Origin of the sequence: Kitasatospora sp. NPDC056731 (assembly GCF_040687675.1) — a bacterium.
Lineage (GTDB): Bacteria > Actinomycetota > Actinomycetes > Streptomycetales > Streptomycetaceae > Kitasatospora.
Genome location: NZ_JBFBNR010000013.1, coordinates 126,784 through 148,477, shown reverse-complemented (window position 1 = coordinate 148,477; position 21,694 = coordinate 126,784). Strand labels below are relative to the sequence as shown.

The window sequence follows — 21,694 nt, the reverse complement described above, 5'->3', positions numbered from 1 at the left end:
GCCGTGTGGTCGGTGTGGTCGGCGTGGCTGGTGTGGTCGGCGCGGTCTGCGGCCGGGCCGGACAGCACCCGCCGGGCGTTGGCCTCGGCCTCGCGCTCGAAACGGTCGGACGGGTCGCTGACGCTCAGCCCGGAGCCGTTGTCGGAGCCCGCCACGGGGCCCTGCCGCTGCTGGAGGACGTGGGTCAGCTCGTGGGCGAGGGTGTGCCGGTCGCCGCCGCCGTCGCCGATGACGACGTGGTTGCCGGAGGTGTAGGCGCGGGCGCCGATCTCGGCGGCGGAGCTCCGGGCGGCGCTGTCGTCGTGGATCCGGACGTCCGAGAAGTCGGCGCCCAGACGGGACTCCATGTCGGCGCGGGTGGCACCGTCGAGCGAGCGGCCGCCGCTGCGCAGCACGTCGTGGACGGCGGTGGCGGAGCGCTGTACCTGGCCGGCCCGCTGGAGTCGTTGGACGACGGCGGCGTTGCCGACGGACGCCTGGAGCCCGAGCAGCGCGGGTGCTGGTGTCCGGGCGGAGGTGGGAGAGCTGGTCGAGGGGGTGTGCGCCTTGTCGTCACTGTCACGGGTCCTCATCGGCGTCCCTTCGGGTCGGTGGCCGGTGAGTCCTGGATACCCCGCCCACGCCCGGAGCGGTAGGGCTGGCGGGGGCAGCAACGCTGCCCATCGAGGGCAGCCCCGCCCGCTGGTCGGGCCCAACGCGCGGGCAGGGCAGGGGTTTTCGATTTTTCTGCCGTCAGCCTCGGACCGGCACCGGGTTGCTCGGGTCGTCCAGCCACACCGTGTGGCGGCCGGCCGTGACCGTCAGGCCGAAACGGTCGAAGCTGGGGCGGCCGTGGCCGTCCCACCAGCGGTAGGCGGCCTCCACCTCGTCCCAGAGGTTGCGGGGGCCGGACTGGTAGACCTCGTACGCGGTGCGGTCCCGCTCGTAGTCGGCGGAGGCCCAGGAGAGGGTGTCGCGGCTGTAGAGCCAGAGCGTGTACGCGCCGTTGTCGTAGCGCTCCGTCCGCCAGAACGCGGAGGGTACGCCGGACCCGATGACGAACTGCTCGAACCACCCGCCCGTTTCCCGGGGGGACAGGCCGGTGGTGCTCCGCACCCCGTCGGCGGGCCACTCCCGGCCGCGCAGGTAGTCCTCGAAGGGCGGCCGGTCCGTGCGCTGCTGGCGCAGCCGCATGAACGCGGAGCCCCCGGTGAACCTGCCGCTCGCGCTCGTCCCGTCTGCGTCGACCGTGAGACGGACGATCTGCTCGCCGCCGTACTCGGTGCCGAAGGGCGCCACGATGATTCCGCCGGGGGCCGTCTGCTCCAGCCACGCGGGAGGGATCTCCAGCAGGGAGCAGGTGGCGATGATCCGGTCGTAGGGGGCGCCGTCCGACCAGCCGTGTCGTCCGTCGCCCTCGACCACGGTCGGTTCGAGCCCGGCCCGGTGCAGGTTCTCCCGGGCTCCGCGAGCGACGTCAGGGTCGTACTCGACGGTCACCACGTTGTGGCTGCCCAGGCGGTGGGCGAGCAGGCCCGCGTTCCATCCGGTGCCGGCTCCGACCTCCAGGGCCCTGTTTCCTGGGCGCACGTCGAGGTCCTGGAGCATCGAGAACACCATGGTCGGCATGGAGCTGGACGAACTCGGCGTCGTGCCGAGCCCGTCGCCCCGGTGGTCTCCGTCGTCCCACTGCGTGGTCAGCGGGATGTCCGAGTAGACGGCCCTCCGCCATGCGTCGGAGTCCTGCGACCGGTACACCACGGGGTTCTGCCGGGTGCCGTCCGAGATCCCCGGCCAGATGCGGTCCGGAACGAACAGCTCGCGGGGCACCGCGTTGAAGGAGGGCAACCAGTCCGAGGAGAGCGCCCCGCCGGCCACCAGCGCGGAGGCGAGCCCCTGGGGACCCGCCTCCTGGTGCGTTTCGCTGGTCACTTGCCGCCGCCGCCCGCCGGGCGCTGGCCGTCCGAGGTGTTGCCGCCCTCGTCGGACCCGCCGCCGCCGTGCCCGGCGCCCTTGTTGGAGTCGTCCTGCTGCCCGCCGCCCTTGCCGTCGCCCGAGCCGCCACCGCGCTTGCCCATGGTTTTCCCCTCTCTGTCGGTCGGGTCGGTCGCTCCCTCGGAGCTGCTGGACCCGATGGCAACACGCTAGGAACACAGGCTGGTTGGGCTCTACGACGTTGCACGACCTTGCACGGATTCACCCGAGAGAGTTGATCGCCGAGGTGATCAGCGTCCGGGCGTCCGGGCCGTAGACCGCCATGTCAGCCAGTTCGGCGAACGTGTCGGCATACGTCGCGACCTCGCTGGGCTGCGTGATCGTGAGATAGCCCGAGACCAGCTCGACATTGACCTGTGCAGCGTCGAAGATCCAGAACCCCTCCACTGGCATCCGTGTCCGACCCGGCTGATCGGGCACGATGCCCAGGCTCACGCTTGGCAGCGAGCCGACCGTGAGCAGATGACTGAGCTGCTCGATCAGCATGTCAGCGCCGCCGAGTCCGTTGCGCAACACCGACTCCTCCATGAGGAAGGCGAACCGTCGGCCCCCCTTGTGCAGGACGGCTTGACGCTCCATACGGGCCGTCACCGCTTCGGCCACGTCGTCCACCTCGACCCTGCGGCGTTGCACGGCGCGCAACACCGACTCGGTGTAGCCGCGAGTTTGGATCAATCCGGGCACAAGCCATGACGAGTACGAGCGGAAGCGTCGCGTGCGCTGGTACAGCGGCAAGCGCGCTTCCTGCGCCCGCTTGAGCCCGGACCGCTCCATGCGCCGCCAGCCGATCCACATGTCCTCGACGGTCCGCAGCGAGGCAATCAGGTCTTCGGCTTGATCTTCCGCCCCGCATGCCTGGCACCATGTCTGGATATCGTCGGCGGACGGGGGAGTCCGGGCGTTGATGATCCGGGACGACTTCGACGGATGCCAGCCGCAGAGGTGGGCGATGCCAAGCCCGGTGAGCCCAGCATCCCGGCACAGTTCGGCAAGCCGATTCGCCAGAACATGACGGGCCTGCTGGGCACTTGAAGAGGGCGAGGCGGTCATGGTGGATCAGTGAAGCCGGTACTCCTCGTGCGGTGTGGCCCGGTCCCACACCGCCTCGAACGCCGACTTCACCAGTTCGACGACGGCCGGCTCGGTGCGCCATTCACGGTCGACGACCTCACCGACACCCGAGAAGTACGTGAACAGCACCGACGACCCGTCGAACAGCCAAAGGTCGGTGCCGGGCAACGCGATGTCGGCCGCCTTCCGGCGGGGAAGCCAACGGATCTGTTCGCCTGCCCGGACGTTCGGGAACGTCACGTCGTACTCGTACCGGATGTAGTCGGTGACCGGCTCGGAGACGACCCGGGCGCGCCTCATCACGACACCGCGCGCCGTCGTCTCGGTCACCACGTCCAAGAACGGGCGCCACCAGGACGACCGCTCGGCAGCAGGGTCAAGGCGTTTCCCCTGCTGCCATGCGATGAACTCGGGGTCGCTGGGCTGGTAGGCGTCGCGCATCTCAAGATGCACGGCGGAAACCTTGGCCTTGGCCAGGCCCTCAAGTACCGGGTTTGTCATCGCTCCTACTCACTGTCGGGCTTGGGGATGAACTGAAGCATGATCTTGGGAAGCCTGATGATCGTCTCGTGATCGGGCACGTCGGTGGAGTGACCGGGGATCGAACCGATCTCCTGACATGACTTCACTTCGTCGTCCGTGGCCTTGTAGGACTGGATCAGCAGGTCTCCAGTCTCCTCGTCCAACCAGATCGTCGGCGAGTCCGTGTCCGGGGTGTTCGGGATGATGCCGAGGAACCTCAGGGCCATTCTCACTCCCGTAGTCGAGTGGGGTGCACCGGTGTGCGTGAGCTTCACCCTCCCGGTTGATCGCCGTCAAGAGGGCAGTAGGACGTTTGCCGCCCGCTCGTTGGGCTCCAACGAGGGCGGGCGGCTGCCTCCTCCTGCGGTACCTGGCTCACGCCGGATTGCCTTGCAGGACGCCGGATGACGCGCGTGCACCGGTCAGTGGAGCTGGAAGTCTTCGTGCGGGACCGCTCGTTCCCAGACGGCCTCGAACGCGGAGTGGGAGAGCTTCACGGTTTGCGGGTCGGTGCTGATCTCGTCGTCGACGAAGTCGCCCTCGCCGCTGAAGTGGTGGAAGACGAGTAGCTGACCGTCGATGAGCCAGAAGTCATTGCCGGGGAGCGCCAGGTCGGTCGTCTGTTGGCGGGGGAGCCACCGGACCTGCTCGCCGGAGGCGATGTTCCGGAACGTGATCTCGTGTTCGAACCGGATGTACTCGCTCACCGGCTCCGACACCACGCGGGCACGCCGGACCTCGACGCCTCGGGCCGTGGTTTCGTGGATCAGCTGCAACCACGGGCTCCACCACGACGAGCGGTCGGCCGGATCGTCCCGGTGCCCGTCGAGCCAGCGGAGGAACAGCGGGTCGTCCCGCATGTAGCCGTCGCGCATCTCAAGGTGAAGCGCGGAGTGGGTGCAGGATCGCAGCAGGTCCTCAAGTGGGGTCTCTGCGGGCATCGTTCACCTCCAGGAAGAACTGCGTCGTTCGCTCGGGAGATTCGACCACGGCCTCGTCCCTCCGGGCGTCGATCTTCGCGGGATGGCCAGGGTTCGCGGGCAGCGGAGATGGCCGGAGAGGAGGTCACCGGCGTGGTCGCGACGGAAGGCCGGAATCGGCCAACGGCGCTTCGTGGCGGGCGCTTTGAGGGCGGGAGGTTGGCTGGGGAACGAGATCGCCCGCTCGTCGGGATCGACGAGCGGGCGAGGGTGTGTAGCTGTGGAGTGGGTCTGCCTCAAGCGCTGAAGAGGCGGCGGCGGGGAGGGCGCGCGACGACCGAGGCGTGTTTGAGGGTGCCGACGAGCTCGATGCGGAGCCGGGGCCTGGCGTCGCCGCCGCTGTCGAAGCGCTGCTTGACCTTGGAGAAGACCAGGGTGAGACCGTCGGTGTCGAGGGTGACGAGGCCCGGCGGGCTGATGATGAGCAGCTTGCCGTGCCGCAGGGACACGTCGATCAGAAGGGTGTCGGCCGTGATGACCGCCTCGGTGAAGTCGAGGACGACCGTGCAGTGTTTCGGCCGCAACTCGATGTGCCGGGGGACCACCCAGCGCCCCGCCCGGGTGTACTTGCCGCCGCGCTGGTCGATGACCAGCACGTCCTTCGGCACGGCCACGGCCGACGCGAAGCTCGGCAGATCGGTGGTCAGCTCGGCCAGCTCGGCGAGCGTCCGGGCCGAGAGCGCGGCTTCCAGCCGGGTTTCGAGTTCTTCGGGGGTGAGTCGGCCGTCTGCGGCGGCGACCTGCAGCGTTTCTACGATGCGGTCCCGGTCCTGATGGGATGCCCGTAGCGCGGGCAGGTCTCTCGACATGGGTCCACGCTAACCCAGGGCGGGCGGCCCGGAACAGGGAGTTGGGCGGAGGCGGTCAGCACCAAGTGTGCTGACCACTGGGCGTGCGGTAGAGGTTCAGATGAGGTAGTCGAACTCGCCGGCCTTGGCGCCGAGGACGAGGGCGCGGAGTTTGGCGGTGGTGGTGGTGACAATGATGTCGGGGTCGTCGGATTCGCGGAGGTGGCGGAGGTCGTCGTCGCCCTGGGCAAGTTCAAGGCAGGCATCGGCGCCTTCTGCGTCGCTGTAAGACGACTTTTGCCAGACGAGGTGGGACATCGGACGCCTTTCAGGTCTGAAGCTCGTAGAGGAGATGGTGAATGAGCCCCCAAGAGTCACGTGTATCGAGCTTACGCAGGGCGCCGTTGCAGTCGACAGGCGGGAGTGAGAGCTCGCTCAACTGCTGGAACTTCTGCACGTAGGCATCAACATCGACTGGGTCTCCGAGGTGCTCCGAACGCTTCGGGCCGGAGAGGATCACCGTCGACAGCTCAAGGCATCCCGGGTCGCAGAACAGGAATGAAGCCGAGAGCGGTGCATGCCTGGGCGCGGTGAATGGCAGTACCTGGATGCTGACATTCGGCAATTCCGCCACTTCGATCAGATGAAGAAGCTGAGACCGCATGACTGTGTCTCCGGCAAAGCGCATGCGCAGCGCGGCTTCATGGATGACGAACTTGAACTGCCGTGGCTTGTCATCTGCGAGGATCCGCTGTCGGCCGCTTCGGAAACGGACCTGTGTCTGGGGTTCCCATGGGCTCCTGGCGTGACCACCCTCGTAGATCGCCTTCGCGTAGTCGGGTAGTTGCAGCACCCCTGGGATGTAGAGCGAGTCGTAGCTGTGCAGCCGGACGGAGCGGTCCTCTGCCTCGGCCAGATCCAGGGCGAGGGGCGGGACCTTTCCCTTGAACTCGGTCCACCAGCCCTTGCCATCGCTCGCCCCGAGAGCGCGCAAGAGGGCGGCATAGGTCTCATCCGTGCACCCGTAGCCGTCAAGAAGAGTCGCGAGCCGTTCCGAGTCGAGTGCTGTGCGCGCCGCCTCGATGTGGCTGAGCTGCGGCCCGGCGATGCCGATGAGGGCACCGGCATCCTTGACCGCCAGCCCGGCGGCCTCGCGCAGCCGCCTCAGCTCAGCGCCGAACCGCCGCTGCCGTTCGCTGATTTGGGTCCTGAGTGCCAAGGGGGGTTCCTTCCGTGTCGGGGCAGTCTCCACCCACACGAGTGAGCTTATCCAAGCTGGGTGGGTCTTCTCCGCGATTAGGTTGCACGCGTGAGCCCTGTGCTCCTACTCTCAGTGTTGCACCGGTCACATGACGGATCGTCAGTGACTCCCCCCTCTCCCTCCCGGGGTCTCTCATGCGTGCTTCCAACCCTCCCGACTGGACCACCGCCCGCACCGAACTGTGCGACCTCCTCGCCACCGCCGGCTGGCCGCCCCCCACCATCTGCGACGCCGAACTCGCCCTCCACGAACTCTTCTTCAACGCGTGGAAGCACGCCGGGAGCCTCGCGCCCCTCGTCGTGCTCTCCCTCCTGGAGCGCAGGCTCCGCGTCTCGGTCTGTGACGACAGCCAGACCCTCCCGCCCGAGCCGTGCGCCCCCGCCGACCCCTACGCGCTCTCCGGCCGAGGCCTGCACCTCGTCCGTTCCCTCGCCCACCGCTTCGGCGCCGACCTGCGCAAGCAGGGCAAATCCGTCTGGTTCGAGCTGCAGTTGGACGCCGCCTGATGCCCCTTCCCCGCCGCCGCCCGATGCTCCCGACCGACCCCCGGATCCGGTACTACACCGACGACCACATCCGCACGCTCCTCGCCGAAGTCGACGAGCGCGGCCGCAGGTTCGGCCTCATCTTCCCCTCCGCCACCATCGACCGCACCATCGACGGCCGCGTCCTCGTCCGCTTCAACACCGCCCCGGCCTCCACGCTCCTCAACCTCCTCTCCCTCCTCCTCGCCGCCGACCGAGACCGCGAAGACCCGTGCGCTTTCTGATCGCCGCCGCCTTCGCCGTCCTCCTCGCCCTGGCGATCGCCACCGTCGTCCTGGGCGTCATCACCGCACTCAACGTTGCAAAGCCCGACGAGGAGGACCCCTGACATGCCCGACCCGGACCCGGACCCCGACTTCGGCCCCAACCCCCTGGCCAACCTCCTGGCCAACGCCCTCGCCGCGACCCACTACGCCGTCGCCGCCGCCTTCAACACCCTCGCCCCCGGCGCCGCCCAGTCCGTCCCCGACGACTTCGACTGGCGCGAACTCGAAGCCTTCATCTTCCACTTGGGCTTCGCCGCCGACGACTCCGACGCCGCCCTCAACCTCTACCGCCTGGTCACCGCCGTCCAGCGCATCGCCTACCGCGAGGCCGCCGGTCGCAACGCCGCCGGGCACCCCGCCCGCCTCAACCCCCGCCTGCCCTCCGCCGGATTCACCCGTGGGGGTGGTGCCGGGTGAATGCCACCGGCCGCGCCCCACGCGGCCCCTAGCGTGGGCAGGGCCAAGCGCCAGCCATCCCGGGGGAGGGGACCCGACGTGTCCGACGTCGCCGAATACCTGCTGCTCTACGTCGAGGGCGACGCAGTCGTGGCGCACGACGCCGACCTGCACCCGCACACGTTCCCCCTCCCGCCCGGCGAGCTGGGCGCCACCATCGCCCGGGCCGATGCCGCCGGGGGCGCCCAACTCCTGCTGGCCGTCGGCTCGTCCGGGATCGTCTCCTGTCGCAAGATCTGACGTACCGTCATCTATGGGCGTGTTCCGCGCCGACCACCGTCCGCGTCTGATTGGCTACCCGGATGCGAGGCGACAGGCGCCTCCAAGTCAAAGGAACACCGGCATGACGACAGAGCGCACCAACCCGGCGGCCCGGCTCGGGTTCCAGTCCGGGCAGGTCGTCCAGGAGATCGGTTACGACGAGGACGTCGACCAGGACCTCCGCGAGGGCATCGAGTCGATCACCGGCCAGGACCTCGTCGACGAGGACTACGAGGACGTGGCCGACGCCGTCCTGCTCTGGTTCCGCGAGGACGACGGCGACCTCACCGACGCCCTGGTCGACGCCATCGGCCTCCTCGAAGAGGGCGGCATGATCTGGTTGCTCACCCCGAAGTCGGGCCGGGACGGCTACATCGAGCCCAGCGACGTCAACGAGGCCGCCCAGACCGCCGGCCTCGCCTCGACCAAGGCGATCGGTGCCGCCCCGGACTGGGCCGGCACCCGCCTCGTCGCCCCCAAGCGCTGACCCCCCCGGAGCGGGAAGGCGGCGGAGCAGGAAGTCGACCCCGCCGACTTCCTGCTCCACGCCCCTCACCTCACCGCTGCGGCAGCTCGCACCCGTCCGGCCCGCAGACCTCGCCGCCACCGTCGCCGACCAGCAGGGGCACCGCCACCCGGCTCTCCCAGGCCTGCTCCAGCGCTGCCGTGAACGTCTCGGCCGGCTGGGCGCCCGAGACCCCGAGCCGCCGGTCGAACACGAAGAACGGCACCCCGGTGGCGCCCATCGCGCCCGCCGTCGCCTCGTCCTCGCGCACCGCCTCCGCGTAGGCGTCCGGATCGGCCAGCACCGCTGCCGCGGCCTCGCCGTCCAGCCCGGCCTCGACGGCCAGTTCCACCAGCCGCCCTTCCGCGAAGGCGGACCGCGCGTCGGCGAAGTTGGCCCGGTACAGCGCGTCCAGCAGCTGGCCCTGCCGCCCGTGGTCCTTGGCGAAGTGCAGCAGGCGGTGCATGTCGAAGGAGTTCGCCGCGTCGCGCCCCTCGCGGAGGTACGCCAGCCCCTCCCCGTGCGCGTTGTCCGCAATCCGGGCCTCCGCCGCCTCGGCCTGCTCCAGGCTGAGCCCGTACTTGGCGGCGATCAGCGGGACGACCGGTCGCGCCTCGGCCGGCGAGTGCGGGTCGAGCTCGAAGGAGCGGTGGACGACCTCCACGTCCCCACGGTGGGGGAACCGCTCCAGGGCCTGCTCGAACCGGGCCTTGCCGATGTAGCACCACGGGCAGTTGATGTCGGTCCAGATCTCCACGCGCACGGCGTCGCTCCCGTCTCCAGCCGTGCGGGGCCTTCCCGCACCCGGCCCCGTGGCCAACGCCGACGACCATCTGAATATTTCTCGTGATGAAATATTCAGGTGCCCGGCGGGACGGGCCTCGCCGCAGCCGCGCCGTCGCGAGCAGGCCTACGGGAACGCTTCCTGCGATGCGGTCGTCGTCGTCACGTCCCCGAGCCCAGGTGTTCGGCGCTCTGCCCGCCGGCCGTTCCGTGGATCGGCGACGGTGGCCGGGGAGGCGCCATCGCCGTTTGCCGGTACGGCAGTTACCGTGTCGGTGGTAACCCGAACGGAAGGCGGACAAGGATGGGAAACTCCGCGCACGTCATGGTGCCGCCGCTCCTCGCGGTCGCGGTGCTCCTGCTCGCCGTCAAGTGGGTCAGGTTGCGGCGGAACGGCAGGCCCGTGCCCTTGCTGCCGCGATCGGGACCGGCCTGGGCGGGCGCGTTGACTGCCGTCGCGGTCGTGCTGGTCACGGGTGCGCTGGCCGGTCGTGCCGGGGATGCGGTCGTGCCGGCCGTCGCGCTCGGGGGGCTGGTCGGGGCCTTCGTGGACCTTCGCTTCGACGCCCGGTGCTGACGTCGTTCCTGGCCGCGGCCACCAGGCGACCCCGCGCGTGGGAAGTCGGATCGGCCGACTTCCCACGCGAACCGTTGCCGGTCAGCAGGAGATGTTGCCGCCGCCGACGTCGGTGCCGAGGACGCCGACGAACTTCTTGTAGAGGTTGATGCGGTCGTTGCGCTCGTCCGGGTTCTTGCCGTTGCACTCCAGGTCGCCGTTGATGCTGCGGATGGTCTCGCCGAAGCCCTTGCCGTTGACGATGGCGTCGTGCGCGGTCATCGTCCCGGCGCCCTTCTGGGAGTTCCAGAACCAGAGGCCGGTCTTCCAGGAGACGGCCGGGTCCTTCTCGGCCAGGGAGGGGTTGTTGAGCAGGTCGATGTGCAGGGCGTCGCCCGCCGCCTTGTAGTTGAAGTTCCAGCTGATCTGGAGCGGGCCGCGCCCGTAGTAGGCGCTCTTGCCGGCGGGACAGCCGTAGGGCTGCGAGGTGTCGCAGTAGTGGCTGTAGTTGGCGGTGTTCTGCTCGACGACGTACTTCAGGCCGCCGGTCTCGTGGCTGACGTTGGCGAGGAACGCCGCGGCCTCGCGCTTGCGGGTGGCGTCGTTGCCGGTGGTGGTGAACCCGGGGTAGGCGCCGAGGGCGTCGGTCAGGCCGCGGTAGGTGTAGAAGGAGTTCCGGCTCGGGAACATCTGGTTGAACTGGGCTTCGCTGACCACGAACGAGGCGGCGGCCGCTGGTGTGGCGTGCCCGGTGAGCGCGGTGGTGCCCAGGGCGACGGTGCTCAGGACGGCGGCCGAGGCGGCCATGGACAGGGTGCGGGAGGGCTTCATCGTCACTTCTCGCTTGTCGTCGGGGTGGGGGCGCTTTTGGGGTGCTTCGGTGGCGCTTCGGGATGCTCCGAGGGGTGCTCCGAGGGGTGCTCCGGCGGGTGCTTCGGGAGCGAAGCGCCGGGAACATCGTGGTGCGCCGATTCCGGGAAAAGGCGCCGACCAGCACCCAAACCACTCGTTCGGGGTGTATCCGGCCCAGAAGGTGAGCGTGATTCAGGCCAATTCCAGCTCGTCCGACACACCGACAGATTGATCATCCGGTCATCAGATACGCGGGATAGCCTCGTCCGCGCACATGGCAGACACCGCGAGCGGGGGGACGACCACATGGGGCACGCCGACGACGAGGGTGACGAGCGGCTGGCGGCGGAGGGCGAGGTGGCGGTCGCCCGGCTGGCGATCGACTCCGGTGACCTCCCGCACGCCGCCGACCACCTGGCCGACGCGATCCTCGCCGACCCCCAGCTGCCCGAACTGCACGAGGCGCTGGCCGAGTTGTGCGCCGCCGCCGGAGGACCGGCCGCCGCCCGCGACCTGTTCCCGCTGGACGGCCAGGTCTACCTGGGCACCGTCGCCTGCCGGGCCCACGTCGAGGCCGCCGCCGGGGACTGGGACACCGCCGTCGGCCTGCTCGCCTCCGCGATCCAGTACGAGCCCGCGAGACCCTGGGCGCACGCCGCCTGGCTCGCCCGCGAGGACCTGCCCGCCCTTGTCGACCCGGACGCCGTCGCCCAGGCGGTGGCCCGGGCCAGCGGCGGACTGCCCGACCCGCTGCCCCCCGAACTCGCCGAAGCCGTCCAGCCGTTCGAGGACTTCGTCCAGTCCGTGGTGGCCCGCCACGGCGACCACGCGCTGCTGCTCGCGATGGCCTCCGGCCTCACCCGCCGCCTCGGCGCCACCGACCGCGCCGTCGAACTCGCCGAACTGGCCCACCTGCTGGCCCCCGGCTACCTGCCGTCCGTGATGCTCGGCAACGCCCTGCGCGCGCACGGCCGGCCGGAACGGGCGCTCGCCGTCTGGGAGGCCGAACTGGCCCGGGTCGAACCGGAGCGGGACAACTCCAGCAGCTACCTCGCCGTCGACGTCGCCGAGTTGTACGGCGCCCTCGGCCGCCCCGCCGACGGCCTGCCCTGGCTGGACCGCGTGCTCGCCACCGAACCCGACCACCCCAAGGCGGCCCCCGCCCGGTACGGCCTGCGGCACGCCGCCGACGGCGACCCCGCCCACCTGCTCGCCCTGGCCGACCACCACCGCGCCCACCCCGACCACGAGTACGCCCAGGACCTGCTGGAACGCCTCAGCCACCGGGAACCCTGGCTCGGCATGGTCTCCGGCGCCACCGAGGCGACCGTCAACGTGCTGCACCAGGTGCTCGCCGCCCCCGGCACCACCCGCGACAGCGAGATCGAGTGCAGCGCCTCCGCCGTGGAACCGCCCAGCTCCCTGCTGGCCGTCCGCCTCGCCCTGCCGCGCTCCACCGTCGCCTACCAGTCCGTCGCCGAGCCCGACCCCCGGCTCCCGCTGGCCGAACCGGCCACCCGGATCTGGGCCTGGGACGGCACCGACCCGCGCCCGGCCGTCGCCCCGCCCGCACCGGACAGCGCCGAACTCGTCCGGGCCACCGCCGAGATCGTCTGGGCGACCGTCCCCGCCGCCTACGACCACGCCGTCCGGCTGGCCGGGCTGCCCCTCGACGACCTGCTCGGCGCGCTCGTCCACCCGCCGATGCCCCGGGAGGACGACCTCGGCCGGGCCCTGCTCGCCCACCAGCCCGAACTGTGGGTGCGGGCCGTCCAGGTCTTCGCCTGCCTCGGCATCGCCCACCACCGCACCGACCAGCCGTGGGAGGACTCCGACCGCCGCCGCGTACTGGTCGACCTGCTGCTCGGACCCGAGGACTGGGTGGTCGAGGCGGCCGGCTTCGCCCTCGTCGCGATCGGCTGGACGCACCCCGAGACCCGCGCCGACATCGCCGACCGGCTCCGGCAGCGGCTGCACTACAGCGCCCGGGCCCGCCGCACCCGCGTGGTGACCGTCCTGCGCTCGCTCGCCGCGCTGGCGCTCACCGCGCCCTGGCTGCCCCGGGCCGACCTCGACCTGGCCCGGCGGCTGATCGAGCGGGCCGAGGCCCAGGAGGCCAGGGAAGCCGGGGCCGCGCGAGAAGCCCAGGAAGCCAAGCAGATCGAGGAGCAGCCGGAACCCCGCCCCGGCCTCCTGCGCCGCCTCTTCCGGCGCGCCTGACGGGCGCTACAAGGGAGGCCGGCGAGCGACGCCCGTCACCCGATCCCCGTCACCCGATCCCCGGCAGCGGATCCTGGTCGACGTCGAAGCGCGCGACCCGCTCCGCCGGATCACGGCACTCCGGGCCGAGCCGCAGGATCCGCGACTCCGGGTCGTGCAGTGGGCGGTGGCAGCGGCGGCAGGTGACGCGGGGCCGGATGGCCTCGGGGGTGTCGGTGCCCGGGATCGGGTCCGGGCCGCCACCGCTCGGGCTGCCGCCGGTCGAGCCGCCGCCACTCGGGCCGTTGCTGGTCGGGACGCTGGTCATGGGGAGACGGTAGCCCGGCCTCGGGGAACACCGGTACAGCGGTTGGCGCCGAGATTGATCATGGTCGGCCGGCGCACCGGCTGGGGGCTCCGCCGGGGTTCGCGGAAAGATCGCCGGGCGGGTCCTCAGGCCGGCTGCGCCGCAACCGGGACCGCAACCGGGACCGCGGCCTGCTCCGCTTCCGGCACCGGCCGTCCCGGACCCGCCGCCCTCGGTGCCGCGCTCGACGGGCTCTTCAGCAGCAGGGCGCAGGCCAGCGCGGCCAGCAGGGCGAGGCCGGCGGAGACCAGCAGGCACAGCCGCATGCCGTCCAGGAAGGAGTTGCTCAGCGCGGTCAGGGCCTGTCCCGTGGCGGGGCCGAGGTCGAGTCCGGCGACGGCGCCCAGGCCGTGTTCGCGAGCGGTGTCCAGGACGCGCGCGCCGGTCTGGGCCGGGACGCCGGCGTTCGCGAGCTGTTCGGGCAGGGCGTTCAGGGCACGGGTGGTGAGCAGCGCCCCGAGGGCGGCGGGGCCGAGCGCGGCGCCGACCTGGCGGATCGCGTTGTTGCCGGCCGCGGCCATCCCGGCCAGGTGGAAGGGAACGGCGGAGACTGCGGAGGCGGTCATCGGGGTGAGCACCGCGCCCATGCCGAGTCCGAGCAGTACCAGCCGCCAGGTCAGCGCCGCGTAGGAGGTGTGGGCGTCGACGCCGGTCATGGCGAACATCGCGGCGGCGATCAGCACCAGCCCGGTGGTGATCAGCACCCTCGGCGGGATCCGGTGCATCAGCCGTCCGACAGGGAGGCCGGCCACCAGCGAGGTGCCGGACACCAGCACCATCCGCAGTGCCGCCTGCATGGTGCTCAGGTGCTGGACCAGGCCGAAGTACAGGCTGAGCACGAAGAAGAAGCCGATCAGGCCGAGGAAGCTGACCACGGCCACCAGTGCGGTGGCGGTGAAAGCGGGGCTGCGGAACAGCGCCAGGTCCAGCATCGGGCTGGCACTGCGGAGTTCCACCAGGACGAAGGCTCCGGCGGCGACCGCGCCGAGCGTCAGCGCGGTGATCACAGCGGGTTCGCCGAAGCCGTCCGCGCCGCCCTCGATGACGCCGTAGACCAGTGCGGTGACGGCGACGGCGGCGGTGATCTGGCCGGGCCAGTCGAGCCGGCGGCCGTGCGGGGCGCGCGAGTCGGGCAGCCGGAACGCGGCGACGGCCAGCAGGGCCACGGAGAGCGGTATCGGCAGCAGGAAGATCCAGCGCCAGGTGGTGTGCTCCAGCAGGGCGCCGCCGATCAGCGGGCCGACGGCGAGCGGGGCCGTCAGGCTCATCGCCCAGAAGCCGATGAACTTGCCCCGCTCACGGTGGTCGGGCACGGCATGGCTGATCAGCGTGAGTGTGGTGGGCAGCAGGGCGGCGGCGCCGATGCCGGAGACCGCCTGCCCGACCCACAGTGCCTGCACCGAGCTGGACAGCAGCGAGATCGCGGCGCCCAGCGCACAGAAGACCATGCCGGTCTGGAAGACCTTCTTGCGGCCGTGGACATCGCCCCAGACGCCGGTGGTCAGGATCAGCGCGGCCATCGGCAGCACGAACGCGTCCGACACCCAGGACAGTTCGGAGGTCGACGCGCCCAGCGCGCGCTGGATCGCCGGCAGGCTCACCGACACGGTGGTGACGGGCAGGTAGGCGACGAAGACACCCAGGCAGGCCATGACGAGCGTGGCGGTCCGTCCGGCCCTGAGGTCCGGCGTCGTTGTGGAGTTCACGGGGTCGTTCCTTCGGCTGCTGCGGGGGAGGCCCCGCATTCTCGGAGCGCCGCCGGGAGCGTGCGCCCGCTCCCGGGGGCGACGGCCGACGGCGGCCGCCCGTGGAGCCGCCGATCAGCTTCTCCCCGAAGCGCCCGAAACCCGCGGTCGATCCCACCAAGCGTCCCGGAACCTCCGCCTGGGCGTCTGGCGATGGGACCATTCCTCCATGGCTGATGATCTGGACCGCAAAATCATCCACGGTTTGCAGTGCGCGCCCCGGGTCTCGTTCCGGCGGCTCGGGGAGGTCATCGGCGTGTCCGAACAGACTGTGGCGCGCCGCTACGCCGCCCTGCGGCGGGACGGCCTGCTGCGCGTCGTCGGACTGGGCAACCTGAACGCCGACGGCCAGGCGGAGTGGATCGTCCGGCTGCGCTGCCGACCTGATGCGGTGGCACCGCTGGCCCAGTCACTGGCCCGCCGGTCCGAGGTGGCGTACGTCGGCATCGCCTCCGGCGGCTCGGAGATCATCTGCATCATCCGGTCCCCCGCCGGAACCGACCATGACGACCTGCTGCTGCGCCAGCTGCCGCGAGCGGGCGCGGTCCTGGACGTGAACGTCGACCTGGTCGTGCGTATCTACGGCGGTCCCGGAACCGCGCCCTGGACCGACCCCGACGCCTCGCTCACCCCCGAACAGGTGCGGCGGCTGACCTCCGGCCACCCCATCCCGGCAGTGGCCTCGTCGACGCCCCTGGGCGAACAGGACCTGCCGCTGCTGCGCGCGCTCGCCGAGGACGGCCGGGCCACCCATACCCACCTGGCCGAGGTCACCGGCTGGTCCAAGCCCCGGGTCGCCCGTCGCCTGGAGGCACTGGAGGCAGCCGGCTCGCTCACGTACGACGTCGACACCCTGGCCGAGCGCCTCGGCTACCGGCTCAACGCCACCCTGTGGCTGCAGGTCGACCTACCGCGGCTGCACCAGGTCGGCGAGGAGGTCGGCGGCCACCACGAATGCGCGTTCGTCGCCGCGATCAGCGGACGCCACAACCTGATGGCCGTGGTCGCCTGCCGGGACACCCCCGACTTCTACCGTTACCTCACCGGCCGCCTGGCCCACGTCGAGGGCATCCGCGGCTACGAGATCAGCGTCCGGGTGAACCGGCTCAAGCAGTCCGCCTCGCTCGTCCACCACGGGCGGCTGATCCACCCGGCGCTCGTATGACGCCGGCACCGGGCCGCCGGACCGCTGAGCGACCGGCCGTCGGGCCGTCGAGCTGTCGGCGGGGCCGTGAAAAGATCCCCCCATGGCCACGGACCGCAGCAGCGCAGGAGATCCGGCGCGCACCCTCGCCCTGCTCTGGGGGCTGACCGCCGAGGAGAAGCCCGGCCGGCGCGGCCCGCGGCAGGCCCGGTCGACCGGCGAGATCGCCGCCGTGGCCATCGCCCTGGCCGACGCCGAGGGCGTGGACGCCGTCACCATGCGCCGGGTGGCGCAGGAGCTGGGGCTGTCCCCGATGGCGCTGTACACCTACGTCCCCGGCAAGGCCGAACTGCTCGACCTGATGCTGGACACCGTCTACGCGACGACGCCGCGCAGCGCCCCCGCCGACGACGGCTGGCGGGCCAGGGTCACCGCCGTCGCCGACGACAACCGGGCGCTGCACCGCGCCCACCCGTGGGTCTCGGCGGTCCCCACCAGCCGCCCGCCGCTCGGCCCGGGCCTGATGGCCAAGTACGAGTACGAGCTGCGCGCCTTCGAGGGCACCGGCCTGCCCGACGTCGAGCTGGACGCGGCGCTCACCCACCTGCTGGGCTTCGTCCAGACCTGCGCCCGGATGGCCGCCGACGAGCGCGCCGCCCGGCAGGACAGCGCGATGACCGACGCGCAGTGGTGGGCCGCCAACGCCGAGCTGCTCGCCAAGGTCTTCGACGCCGAGCGCTACCCGGTCGCGGCCCGGGTGGGCGCTGCCGCCGGCGAGGCGCACGGCGGCGCGTACGACCCGGACCACGCGTACGCCTTCGGCCTGGCCCGCGTGCTGGACGGGCTGGCGGCCCTGATCAGCGAACGCTAAGCCGGGCGTCGTACTCCGCGCGGGCGGCCTCGACGGCGGGGACCCGCTGCTCGGACCAGTGCGCGAGGGCGGCGACCAGTTCGGCGGCCTCCCGGCCGAGCGGGGTGAGGCTGTAGTCGACCCGGGGCGGGATCACCGGGTGGGCCTCGCGGTGCACGAAGCCGTCGCGTTCCAGCGTCTGCAGGGTCTGCGCGAGCATCTTCTCGCTGACGCCGGAGACCCGGCGGCGCAGTTCGCTGAAGCGGTAGCCGCGCTCGCGCAGCGCGCCGAGCACGAGGACGCCCCAGCGGCTGGTGACGTGCTCCAGCACGCCCCGGGACGGGCACATGCGGTCGAACACGTCGGCCGGCGGCAGCTCGCGCACCGGGACGGCCGGGCGGCCTTCCTCCAGGGTCTTCATGACTGTCCTGCCATTACCTTCATGTCAGTACCATACTTTGAAGTGCGTACTTTCGAAAGGTTAGTGCAGTCCCTAGGGTGAGTTTCGAGGCAGGAACCCCATCGAGGCACAAACCCACCCGAGGAGCATCCCCATGTACGTCGTCACCGGTGCCACCGGCCAGCTCGGCCGTCTCGTCGTCGAAGGCCTGCTGGCCGCCGTCCCCGCGAGCGAGGTGGCGGTCGCCGTCCGCTCCGCCGAGAAGGCCGCCGACCTGGCCGCGCGCGGGGTGGCCGTCCGCGTGGTCGACTACGACGACCCGGCGACCCTGGCCGGCGCCTTCGCGGCCGGCGACCGGGTGCTGCTGATCTCGGGCAGCGAGGTCGGCCGCCGGATCCCGCAGCACCGCGCGGTGGTCGACGCGGTCCGTGCGGCCGGCGTCGCGCTGTTCGCCTACACCAGCGCGCCGGGCGCGGCGACCTTCCGGCTGGCCGACGAGCACAAGGCGACGGAGGAGCTGATCCGCGCATCCGGCCTGCCGTCCGTCCTGCTGCGCAACGGCTGGTACACCGAGAACTACCTGGGCGACGCGGCCGGCACGGTCGCGCGCGGCGTGGTGCTCGGCAGCGCCGGGGACGGCCGGGTGGCCACCGCCCCGCGCAAGGACTACGCGGACGCGGCGGTCGCCGTCCTCCTCGGCGAGGGCCACGAGGGCCGGGTGTACGAGCTGAGCGGCGACGCCGCGTGGAGCCTGGCGGAGCTGGCGGCCGAGCTGGCGCTGGTCTCCGGGCAGCCGGTCGCGCACCAGGACGTGGCGCCGGCGGAGCACCTCGCGGCGCTGGTCGGCGCGGGCCTGCCGGAGGGCTTCGCCGAGGTGCTGGTGGACGTGGACGCGGGCATCGCCCGCGGCGAGCTGGCCGGCACCCCGGGCGACCTGGCCGGGCTGATCGGCCGCCCGACCGTCCCGCTGGCCGAGTCGGTGCGCGCCGCGCTCCAGGCCTGAGGCGCTTGGAGCTCGCTTTGAGCCCCGCGTTTCCCGAGGTCAGCGATGTCATGACCAAAATGCGGAAACGGAGATGACAGCCTGCCCCTCCGCCAGCTACCGTCACCTCGACACACGCGCGCGGAGGGCAGGCGGCCATGCCACAGACAACCCAGCAGGACAGCGGCCGAGGCCTCTGGTACGGCGTCGCGGCCTACGGCATCTGGGGCCTCTTCCCCCTGTTCTGGCCACTGCTGGAGCCCGGCGCCGCCGACGACATCCTGGCCAACCGGATGGTCTGGTCCCTGGTCGCCGTGGTGCTGCTGCTGATCGCCCAGCGGCACTGGAGCTGGATACGCCCGCTGCTGCGCCAGCCCCGCCGGCTCGCCATGCTGGCCGGCGCGGCCGCGGTGATCTCGATCAACTGGGGCGTCTACATCTGGGGCGTCAACGCCGGGCACGTCGTCGAGACCAGCCTCGGCTACTTCATCAACCCGCTGGTCACCATCGGCTTCGGCGTCCTGGTGCTCAAGGAGCGGCTGCGGACGGCGCAGTGGGCGGCGGTCGGCGTCGGCGCGGCCGCCGTCGCGGTGCTCAGCGTCGCGTACGGGCGGCTGCCGTGGATCGCGCTCACCCTGGCGCTCTCCTTCGCCACGTACGGGCTGCTGAAGAAGAAGGTCGGGCTGAGCGGGCTGGAGAGCCTGGCGGCGGAGAGCGCCTTCATGTTCCCGTTCGCGCTCGGCTACCTGATCTACCTGGAGGTCAGCGGGCGCGGCACCTTCGGCCACACGGTGGCCGGCTCGTACGGCTGGGGGCACTCCGGGCTGCTGCTGCTCAGCGGGGTGATCACCGCGATCCCGCTGCTGTTCTTCGGCGCGGCGGCCGTGCGGGTGCCGCTGACCGTGCTCGGGCTGCTGCAGTACCTGGCGCCGGTGTTCCAGTTCCTGATCGGCGTGGCGGTGTTCCACGAGTCGATGCCGCCCGCCCGCTGGGCCGGCTTCGGCCTGGTCTGGCTGGCGCTCGCGGTGCTCACCTGGGACGCGCTGCGCCAGGTGCGGGCCGACCGCGCGGGGCGGGCCGCGGCCGTGCCGCAACCCGCCCCCGCCAAGGCGGCCGTCAGGCGCTGATCCGCCCCCGCCGATCCGCCCCTTCTGATCCGCCCCCGCCGACGCGGCGGTCAGACGCTGATGTCCCGGCTGGTGAAGCGGGACCAGGCCGCCGCGCCGAACACGGCGACGTAGGCGGCCTGGAGGCCGAGGTCCTTCCACACGCCGTCCCAGTACATCGGCTGGCGCAGGAGGTCCGCGAAGCTGAGCCAGTAATGGGTGAACAGAAACGGCCTGACGGCGTCCAACTGCGGGAAGGCGTCCAGGATCTGCACGGTGACCACCAGCCCGACGGTCGCGGCCATCGCCGCGATGCCGCTGCCGGTGAGCGTGGAGACGAACAGCCCGATCGCCACCAGCCCCGCCAGCGAGGCCGCCACCACCCCGGCCACGAGCACCGCCCGCAGCAGCGCGTCGCCGAAGCCGATGGTGTCGCCGGAGATCAGCGTCACCTCGCCGAGCGGGAACAGCGCGGCGCCGGTGGCCAGCGCCGCCGCCGCGACCGCCACGGTCGCGGCCAGGCAGAACACCAGCCCGGCGGTGAACTTGGCGGCCAGCAGCCTGGTGCGCCCGGCCGGCGCGACCAGCAGGTAGCGCAGCGTCCCGGTGGCCGCCTCGCCGGCGACCGAGTCCCCGGCGACCACGCCGACCGTCATCGGCAGGAACACCGGCAGCGCGACCGCGAGGGCGGTGAAGACCAGGAACAGGCCGTTCTGGGTGGTCTGCGCGATGAAGTTCACCCCGCCGCGGCCCTCGTGCGGGCTGCCCGTGTTGAGCTTGACGACCACGCCGATCAGGATCGGCAGCACCGCCAGGATCCCCAGCAGCACCTTGGTGCGCATCCGGCGGAAGGTCAGGTGCAGTTCGTTGCGGAACAGCGCCAGGAACCCGGCCGCCGTCTGCGGCCTCCGCCCGGTCCGGACCGGCAGCGCCCCGGCCTGTGACATCTCAGCCCGCGACAGCTCAGCCTGCGACATCGAAGCCCTCCCCGGTCAGCGCCACGAAGGCGTCCTCCAACGTGCCCCGCTCCAGCCCGAACCCGTGCACCCGCACCCCGGCCTCGACCAGCGCCGCGCACAGCTTCGGCAGCGCCTCCTCGACCGGGGAGCCGAGCGCGCCGAGCGCGGCGAGATCGCCGTCCACCCGCCCGTCGCCGGGCAGCAGGGAGCCGACCCGGTGGGCCGCCAGCACCTCCACGGCGTGCGCCACGTCCGGCGTGCGGACCACCAGCCGGCCCTGCGCCCGGGCGGCCAGTTCGGCGACGGTGCCCTGCACCACCAGCCGGCCCCGGGACATCACCGCCGCGTGCGTGCAGACCTGCTCGATCTCGTCCAGCAGGTGCGAGGAGAGGAACACCGTGGTCCCCTCCGCCGCGACCTCCCGCACCAGCGCCCGGATCTCGCGCATGCCCTGCGGGTCCAGCCCGTTGGTGGGCTCGTCCAGCACCAGCAGCTCGCGCGGCTGGAGCAGCGCCGACGCCAGGCCGAGCCGCTGCTTCATGCCCAGCGAGTACGCGCGGGCCTTCTTGGCCGCCGCGGCGCTCAGCCCGACCCGTTCCAATGCCGTCTCGACGCGCAGGCGCCGGGTACGAGGGTCGGCGGTCGGGTCGGCGGCGTCGAACCGCACCAGGTTGTCCCGCCCGGAGAGGAAGCCGTACAGCGCCGGGCCCTCGATCAGCGCGCCCACCCGGGGCAGCACGGAGGCGACGGACTGCGGCATCGGCTCGCCGAGGACGGTGGCCACGCCGGAGGTGGGGGCGATCAGGCCCATCAGCATCCGGATGGTGGTGGTCTTGCCGGAGCCGTTCGGGCCGAGGAAGCCGAAGACGGAGCCGCGCGGCACGCTCAGGTCCAGGCCGTCCACGGCGAGCTGGCCGCCCCGGAAGCGCTTGGTCAGGCCGCGGGTCCTGATCACGTCGTCGGGCCGGGAGGAGCCGGAGGAACCGGGGGAACCAGGGGAGGAGAGGGGGCCGGGGGAGGAGGGGGAGGAGGAGGTGGAAGGCGCGGGGCCCGGGCGCTGCTCGGCGCCCGGACCCTCGGCCGACTCCGTAACGTCCCCCGTTACGGGAGCCTTCGTCATCC

Annotated in this window: 27 protein-coding genes and 1 pseudogene; 11 read left to right on the top strand and 17 right to left on the bottom strand. The window is 71.8% G+C overall.

The annotated features are described in order from the left end of the window. Positions 1-59: 59 nt before the first annotated feature. The 10 genes and pseudogenes from AB0R04_RS16495 to AB0R04_RS16450 form a co-directional block, all read right to left on the bottom strand. A pseudogene (locus AB0R04_RS16495) lies at positions 60-572 on the bottom strand (DUF4157 domain-containing protein); the annotation flags it as partial. A gap of 160 nt (positions 573-732) precedes the next feature. Continuing rightward, positions 733-1,911, bottom strand: coding sequence for a methyltransferase domain-containing protein (locus AB0R04_RS16490; protein WP_363371663.1), 1,179 nt, complete (start codon positions 1,909-1,911; stop codon positions 733-735). After that, complete coding sequence (locus AB0R04_RS16485; RefSeq protein ID WP_363371661.1) at positions 1,908-2,057, bottom strand: hypothetical protein; 150 nt, start codon at positions 2,055-2,057, stop codon at positions 1,908-1,910. The genes AB0R04_RS16490 and AB0R04_RS16485 overlap by 4 nt, the downstream gene beginning before the upstream one ends. Before the next feature lie 118 nt (positions 2,058-2,175). Next, on the bottom strand, positions 2,176-3,024 hold the full coding sequence (locus AB0R04_RS16480; RefSeq protein WP_363371658.1) for a helix-turn-helix transcriptional regulator: 849 nt from the start codon (positions 3,022-3,024) through the stop codon (positions 2,176-2,178). 6 nt (positions 3,025-3,030) lie between these two features. Continuing rightward, positions 3,031-3,546, bottom strand: a complete 516-nt coding sequence (locus AB0R04_RS16475) for a DUF6879 family protein (RefSeq protein WP_363371657.1) — start codon at positions 3,544-3,546, stop codon at positions 3,031-3,033. 5 nt (positions 3,547-3,551) lie between these two features. Further along, positions 3,552-3,794, bottom strand: coding sequence for a hypothetical protein (locus AB0R04_RS16470; protein ID WP_363371654.1), 243 nt, complete (start codon positions 3,792-3,794; stop codon positions 3,552-3,554). A 195-nt stretch (positions 3,795-3,989) separates the two neighbouring features. Beyond that, positions 3,990-4,508, bottom strand: a complete 519-nt coding sequence (locus AB0R04_RS16465; protein WP_363371652.1) for a DUF6879 family protein — start codon at positions 4,506-4,508, stop codon at positions 3,990-3,992. A gap of 275 nt (positions 4,509-4,783) precedes the next feature. Continuing rightward, positions 4,784-5,356 (bottom strand): DUF1707 domain-containing protein, encoded by a 573-nt coding sequence (locus AB0R04_RS16460; protein WP_363371649.1) that lies wholly within the window; start codon positions 5,354-5,356, stop codon positions 4,784-4,786. A gap of 96 nt (positions 5,357-5,452) precedes the next feature. Next, on the bottom strand, positions 5,453-5,653 hold the full coding sequence (locus tag AB0R04_RS16455) for a DUF397 domain-containing protein (RefSeq protein WP_363371647.1): 201 nt from the start codon (positions 5,651-5,653) through the stop codon (positions 5,453-5,455). 10 nt (positions 5,654-5,663) lie between these two features. Further along, the gene (locus AB0R04_RS16450; protein WP_363371645.1) at positions 5,664-6,554 is read right to left on the bottom strand and encodes a helix-turn-helix transcriptional regulator; all 891 of its coding nucleotides are present in this window, start codon (positions 6,552-6,554) and stop codon (positions 5,664-5,666) included. 176 nt (positions 6,555-6,730) lie between these two features. Between AB0R04_RS16450 and AB0R04_RS16445 the strand changes: the two genes are divergently transcribed. From AB0R04_RS16445 to AB0R04_RS16425, 5 genes are all read left to right on the top strand, one after another. After that, positions 6,731-7,102: an ATP-binding protein gene (locus AB0R04_RS16445; protein ID WP_363371642.1), complete on the top strand. Its 372-nt coding sequence runs from the start codon at positions 6,731-6,733 to the stop codon at positions 7,100-7,102. Beyond that, entirely contained in the window at positions 7,102-7,365 is a 264-nt protein-coding gene (locus AB0R04_RS16440) for a hypothetical protein (protein WP_063348115.1), read from the top strand. The genes AB0R04_RS16445 and AB0R04_RS16440 overlap by 1 nt, the downstream gene beginning before the upstream one ends. Positions 7,366-7,470: 105 nt before the next feature. Further along, positions 7,471-7,824 (top strand): hypothetical protein, encoded by a 354-nt coding sequence (locus AB0R04_RS16435; RefSeq protein ID WP_363371639.1) that lies wholly within the window; start codon positions 7,471-7,473, stop codon positions 7,822-7,824. A gap of 78 nt (positions 7,825-7,902) precedes the next feature. Next, entirely contained in the window at positions 7,903-8,103 is a 201-nt protein-coding gene (locus AB0R04_RS16430; protein WP_363371637.1) for a hypothetical protein, read from the top strand. A 103-nt stretch (positions 8,104-8,206) separates the two neighbouring features. Next, positions 8,207-8,611: a DUF3052 domain-containing protein gene (locus tag AB0R04_RS16425; protein WP_363371635.1), complete on the top strand. Its 405-nt coding sequence runs from the start codon at positions 8,207-8,209 to the stop codon at positions 8,609-8,611. A 70-nt stretch (positions 8,612-8,681) separates the two neighbouring features. On the opposite strand, the gene AB0R04_RS16420 is transcribed toward AB0R04_RS16425, so the two are convergent. Then, entirely contained in the window at positions 8,682-9,392 is a 711-nt protein-coding gene (locus AB0R04_RS16420; RefSeq protein WP_363371633.1) for a DsbA family oxidoreductase, read from the bottom strand. A 324-nt stretch (positions 9,393-9,716) separates the two neighbouring features. Between AB0R04_RS16420 and AB0R04_RS16415 the strand changes: the two genes are divergently transcribed. Continuing rightward, on the top strand, positions 9,717-9,989 hold the full coding sequence (locus AB0R04_RS16415) for a hypothetical protein (protein WP_363371630.1): 273 nt from the start codon (positions 9,717-9,719) through the stop codon (positions 9,987-9,989). Positions 9,990-10,070: 81 nt separating this feature from the next. Here AB0R04_RS16415 and AB0R04_RS16410 read toward each other — a convergent pair whose 3' ends face one another. Continuing rightward, positions 10,071-10,799, bottom strand: a complete 729-nt coding sequence (locus AB0R04_RS16410) for a chitinase (RefSeq protein ID WP_363371628.1) — start codon at positions 10,797-10,799, stop codon at positions 10,071-10,073. Positions 10,800-11,126: 327 nt separating this feature from the next. Here AB0R04_RS16410 and AB0R04_RS16405 point away from each other — a divergent pair, with 327 nt between their 5' ends. After that, positions 11,127-13,040 (top strand): hypothetical protein, encoded by a 1,914-nt coding sequence (locus AB0R04_RS16405; protein ID WP_363371626.1) that lies wholly within the window; start codon positions 11,127-11,129, stop codon positions 13,038-13,040. Between the two features lie 49 nt (positions 13,041-13,089). Here AB0R04_RS16405 and AB0R04_RS16400 read toward each other — a convergent pair whose 3' ends face one another. After that, complete coding sequence (locus AB0R04_RS16400; protein ID WP_363371624.1) at positions 13,090-13,347, bottom strand: DUF6011 domain-containing protein; 258 nt, start codon at positions 13,345-13,347, stop codon at positions 13,090-13,092. Positions 13,348-13,472: 125 nt separating this feature from the next. Continuing rightward, positions 13,473-15,038, bottom strand: coding sequence for an MFS transporter (locus AB0R04_RS16395; protein WP_363371774.1), 1,566 nt, complete (start codon positions 15,036-15,038; stop codon positions 13,473-13,475). Positions 15,039-15,300: 262 nt separating this feature from the next. Here AB0R04_RS16395 and AB0R04_RS16390 point away from each other — a divergent pair, with 262 nt between their 5' ends. Then, positions 15,301-16,296 (top strand): Lrp/AsnC family transcriptional regulator, encoded by a 996-nt coding sequence (locus AB0R04_RS16390; RefSeq protein ID WP_363371622.1) that lies wholly within the window; start codon positions 15,301-15,303, stop codon positions 16,294-16,296. Positions 16,297-16,378: 82 nt separating this feature from the next. Then, the gene (locus AB0R04_RS16385) at positions 16,379-17,146 is read left to right on the top strand and encodes a TetR/AcrR family transcriptional regulator (protein WP_363371620.1); all 768 of its coding nucleotides are present in this window, start codon (positions 16,379-16,381) and stop codon (positions 17,144-17,146) included. Here the strand turns inward: AB0R04_RS16385 and AB0R04_RS16380 are convergent. Then, on the bottom strand, positions 17,133-17,474 hold the full coding sequence (locus AB0R04_RS16380; protein ID WP_363371772.1) for a helix-turn-helix domain-containing protein: 342 nt from the start codon (positions 17,472-17,474) through the stop codon (positions 17,133-17,135). The genes AB0R04_RS16385 and AB0R04_RS16380 overlap by 14 nt on opposite strands. 205 nt (positions 17,475-17,679) lie before the next feature. On the opposite strand from AB0R04_RS16380, the gene AB0R04_RS16375 reads away from it, so the two are divergent. Together AB0R04_RS16375 and rarD are read left to right on the top strand one after the other, a co-directional pair. After that, the gene (locus AB0R04_RS16375) at positions 17,680-18,528 is read left to right on the top strand and encodes an SDR family oxidoreductase (RefSeq protein WP_363371618.1); all 849 of its coding nucleotides are present in this window, start codon (positions 17,680-17,682) and stop codon (positions 18,526-18,528) included. A 137-nt stretch (positions 18,529-18,665) separates the two neighbouring features. Continuing rightward, positions 18,666-19,634: an EamA family transporter RarD gene (gene rarD, locus AB0R04_RS16370; protein ID WP_363371617.1), complete on the top strand. Its 969-nt coding sequence runs from the start codon at positions 18,666-18,668 to the stop codon at positions 19,632-19,634. A 50-nt stretch (positions 19,635-19,684) separates the two neighbouring features. Here the strand turns inward: rarD and AB0R04_RS16365 are convergent, their stop codons facing one another. Both AB0R04_RS16365 and AB0R04_RS16360 read right to left on the bottom strand, forming a co-directional pair. Next, entirely contained in the window at positions 19,685-20,590 is a 906-nt protein-coding gene (locus tag AB0R04_RS16365) for an ABC transporter permease (RefSeq protein ID WP_363371615.1), read from the bottom strand. Then, a complete protein-coding gene (locus AB0R04_RS16360) occupies positions 20,577-21,692 on the bottom strand; it encodes an ABC transporter ATP-binding protein (protein WP_363371612.1) in 1,116 nt (371 codons plus the stop codon). Before AB0R04_RS16360 ends, AB0R04_RS16365 begins: the two co-directional genes overlap by 14 nt. Positions 21,693-21,694: the final 2 nt, after the last annotated feature.

What these genes read in the sequence shown, in the direction of transcription:
- AB0R04_RS16485 (WP_363371661.1), bottom strand. Translation starts at nt 2,057, where the DNA reads ATGGGCAAGCGCGGTGGCGGCTCGGGCGACGGCAAGGGCGGCGGGCAG.
- AB0R04_RS16480 (WP_363371658.1), bottom strand. Translation starts at nt 3,024, where the DNA reads ATGACCGCCTCGCCCTCTTCAAGTGCCCAGCAGGCCCGTCATGTTCTG.
- AB0R04_RS16475 (WP_363371657.1), bottom strand. Translation starts at nt 3,546, where the DNA reads ATGACAAACCCGGTACTTGAGGGCCTGGCCAAGGCCAAGGTTTCCGCC.
- AB0R04_RS16470 (WP_363371654.1), bottom strand. Translation starts at nt 3,794, where the DNA reads ATGGCCCTGAGGTTCCTCGGCATCATCCCGAACACCCCGGACACGGAC.
- AB0R04_RS16465 (WP_363371652.1), bottom strand. Translation starts at nt 4,508, where the DNA reads ATGCCCGCAGAGACCCCACTTGAGGACCTGCTGCGATCCTGCACCCAC.
- AB0R04_RS16460 (WP_363371649.1), bottom strand. Translation starts at nt 5,356, where the DNA reads ATGTCGAGAGACCTGCCCGCGCTACGGGCATCCCATCAGGACCGGGAC.
- AB0R04_RS16455 (WP_363371647.1), bottom strand. Translation starts at nt 5,653, where the DNA reads ATGTCCCACCTCGTCTGGCAAAAGTCGTCTTACAGCGACGCAGAAGGC.
- AB0R04_RS16445 (WP_363371642.1), top strand. Translation starts at nt 6,731, where the DNA reads ATGCGTGCTTCCAACCCTCCCGACTGGACCACCGCCCGCACCGAACTG.
- AB0R04_RS16440 (WP_063348115.1), top strand. Translation starts at nt 7,102, where the DNA reads ATGCCCCTTCCCCGCCGCCGCCCGATGCTCCCGACCGACCCCCGGATC.
- AB0R04_RS16435 (WP_363371639.1), top strand. Translation starts at nt 7,471, where the DNA reads ATGCCCGACCCGGACCCGGACCCCGACTTCGGCCCCAACCCCCTGGCC.
- AB0R04_RS16425 (WP_363371635.1), top strand. Translation starts at nt 8,207, where the DNA reads ATGACGACAGAGCGCACCAACCCGGCGGCCCGGCTCGGGTTCCAGTCC.
- AB0R04_RS16415 (WP_363371630.1), top strand. Translation starts at nt 9,717, where the DNA reads ATGGGAAACTCCGCGCACGTCATGGTGCCGCCGCTCCTCGCGGTCGCG.
- AB0R04_RS16410 (WP_363371628.1), bottom strand. Translation starts at nt 10,799, where the DNA reads ATGAAGCCCTCCCGCACCCTGTCCATGGCCGCCTCGGCCGCCGTCCTG.
- AB0R04_RS16405 (WP_363371626.1), top strand. Translation starts at nt 11,127, where the DNA reads ATGGGGCACGCCGACGACGAGGGTGACGAGCGGCTGGCGGCGGAGGGC.
- AB0R04_RS16400 (WP_363371624.1), bottom strand. Translation starts at nt 13,347, where the DNA reads ATGACCAGCGTCCCGACCAGCAACGGCCCGAGTGGCGGCGGCTCGACC.
- AB0R04_RS16395 (WP_363371774.1), bottom strand. Translation starts at nt 15,038, where the DNA reads ATGGCCTGCCTGGGTGTCTTCGTCGCCTACCTGCCCGTCACCACCGTG.
- AB0R04_RS16390 (WP_363371622.1), top strand. Translation starts at nt 15,301, where the DNA reads ATGGCTGATGATCTGGACCGCAAAATCATCCACGGTTTGCAGTGCGCG.
- AB0R04_RS16385 (WP_363371620.1), top strand. Translation starts at nt 16,379, where the DNA reads ATGGCCACGGACCGCAGCAGCGCAGGAGATCCGGCGCGCACCCTCGCC.
- AB0R04_RS16380 (WP_363371772.1), bottom strand. Translation starts at nt 17,474, where the DNA reads ATGTGCCCGTCCCGGGGCGTGCTGGAGCACGTCACCAGCCGCTGGGGC.
- AB0R04_RS16375 (WP_363371618.1), top strand. Translation starts at nt 17,680, where the DNA reads ATGTACGTCGTCACCGGTGCCACCGGCCAGCTCGGCCGTCTCGTCGTC.
- rarD (WP_363371617.1), top strand. Translation starts at nt 18,666, where the DNA reads ATGCCACAGACAACCCAGCAGGACAGCGGCCGAGGCCTCTGGTACGGC.
- AB0R04_RS16365 (WP_363371615.1), bottom strand. Translation starts at nt 20,590, where the DNA reads ATGTCGCAGGCTGAGCTGTCGCGGGCTGAGATGTCACAGGCCGGGGCG.
- AB0R04_RS16360 (WP_363371612.1), bottom strand. Translation starts at nt 21,692, where the DNA reads ATGACGAAGGCTCCCGTAACGGGGGACGTTACGGAGTCGGCCGAGGGT.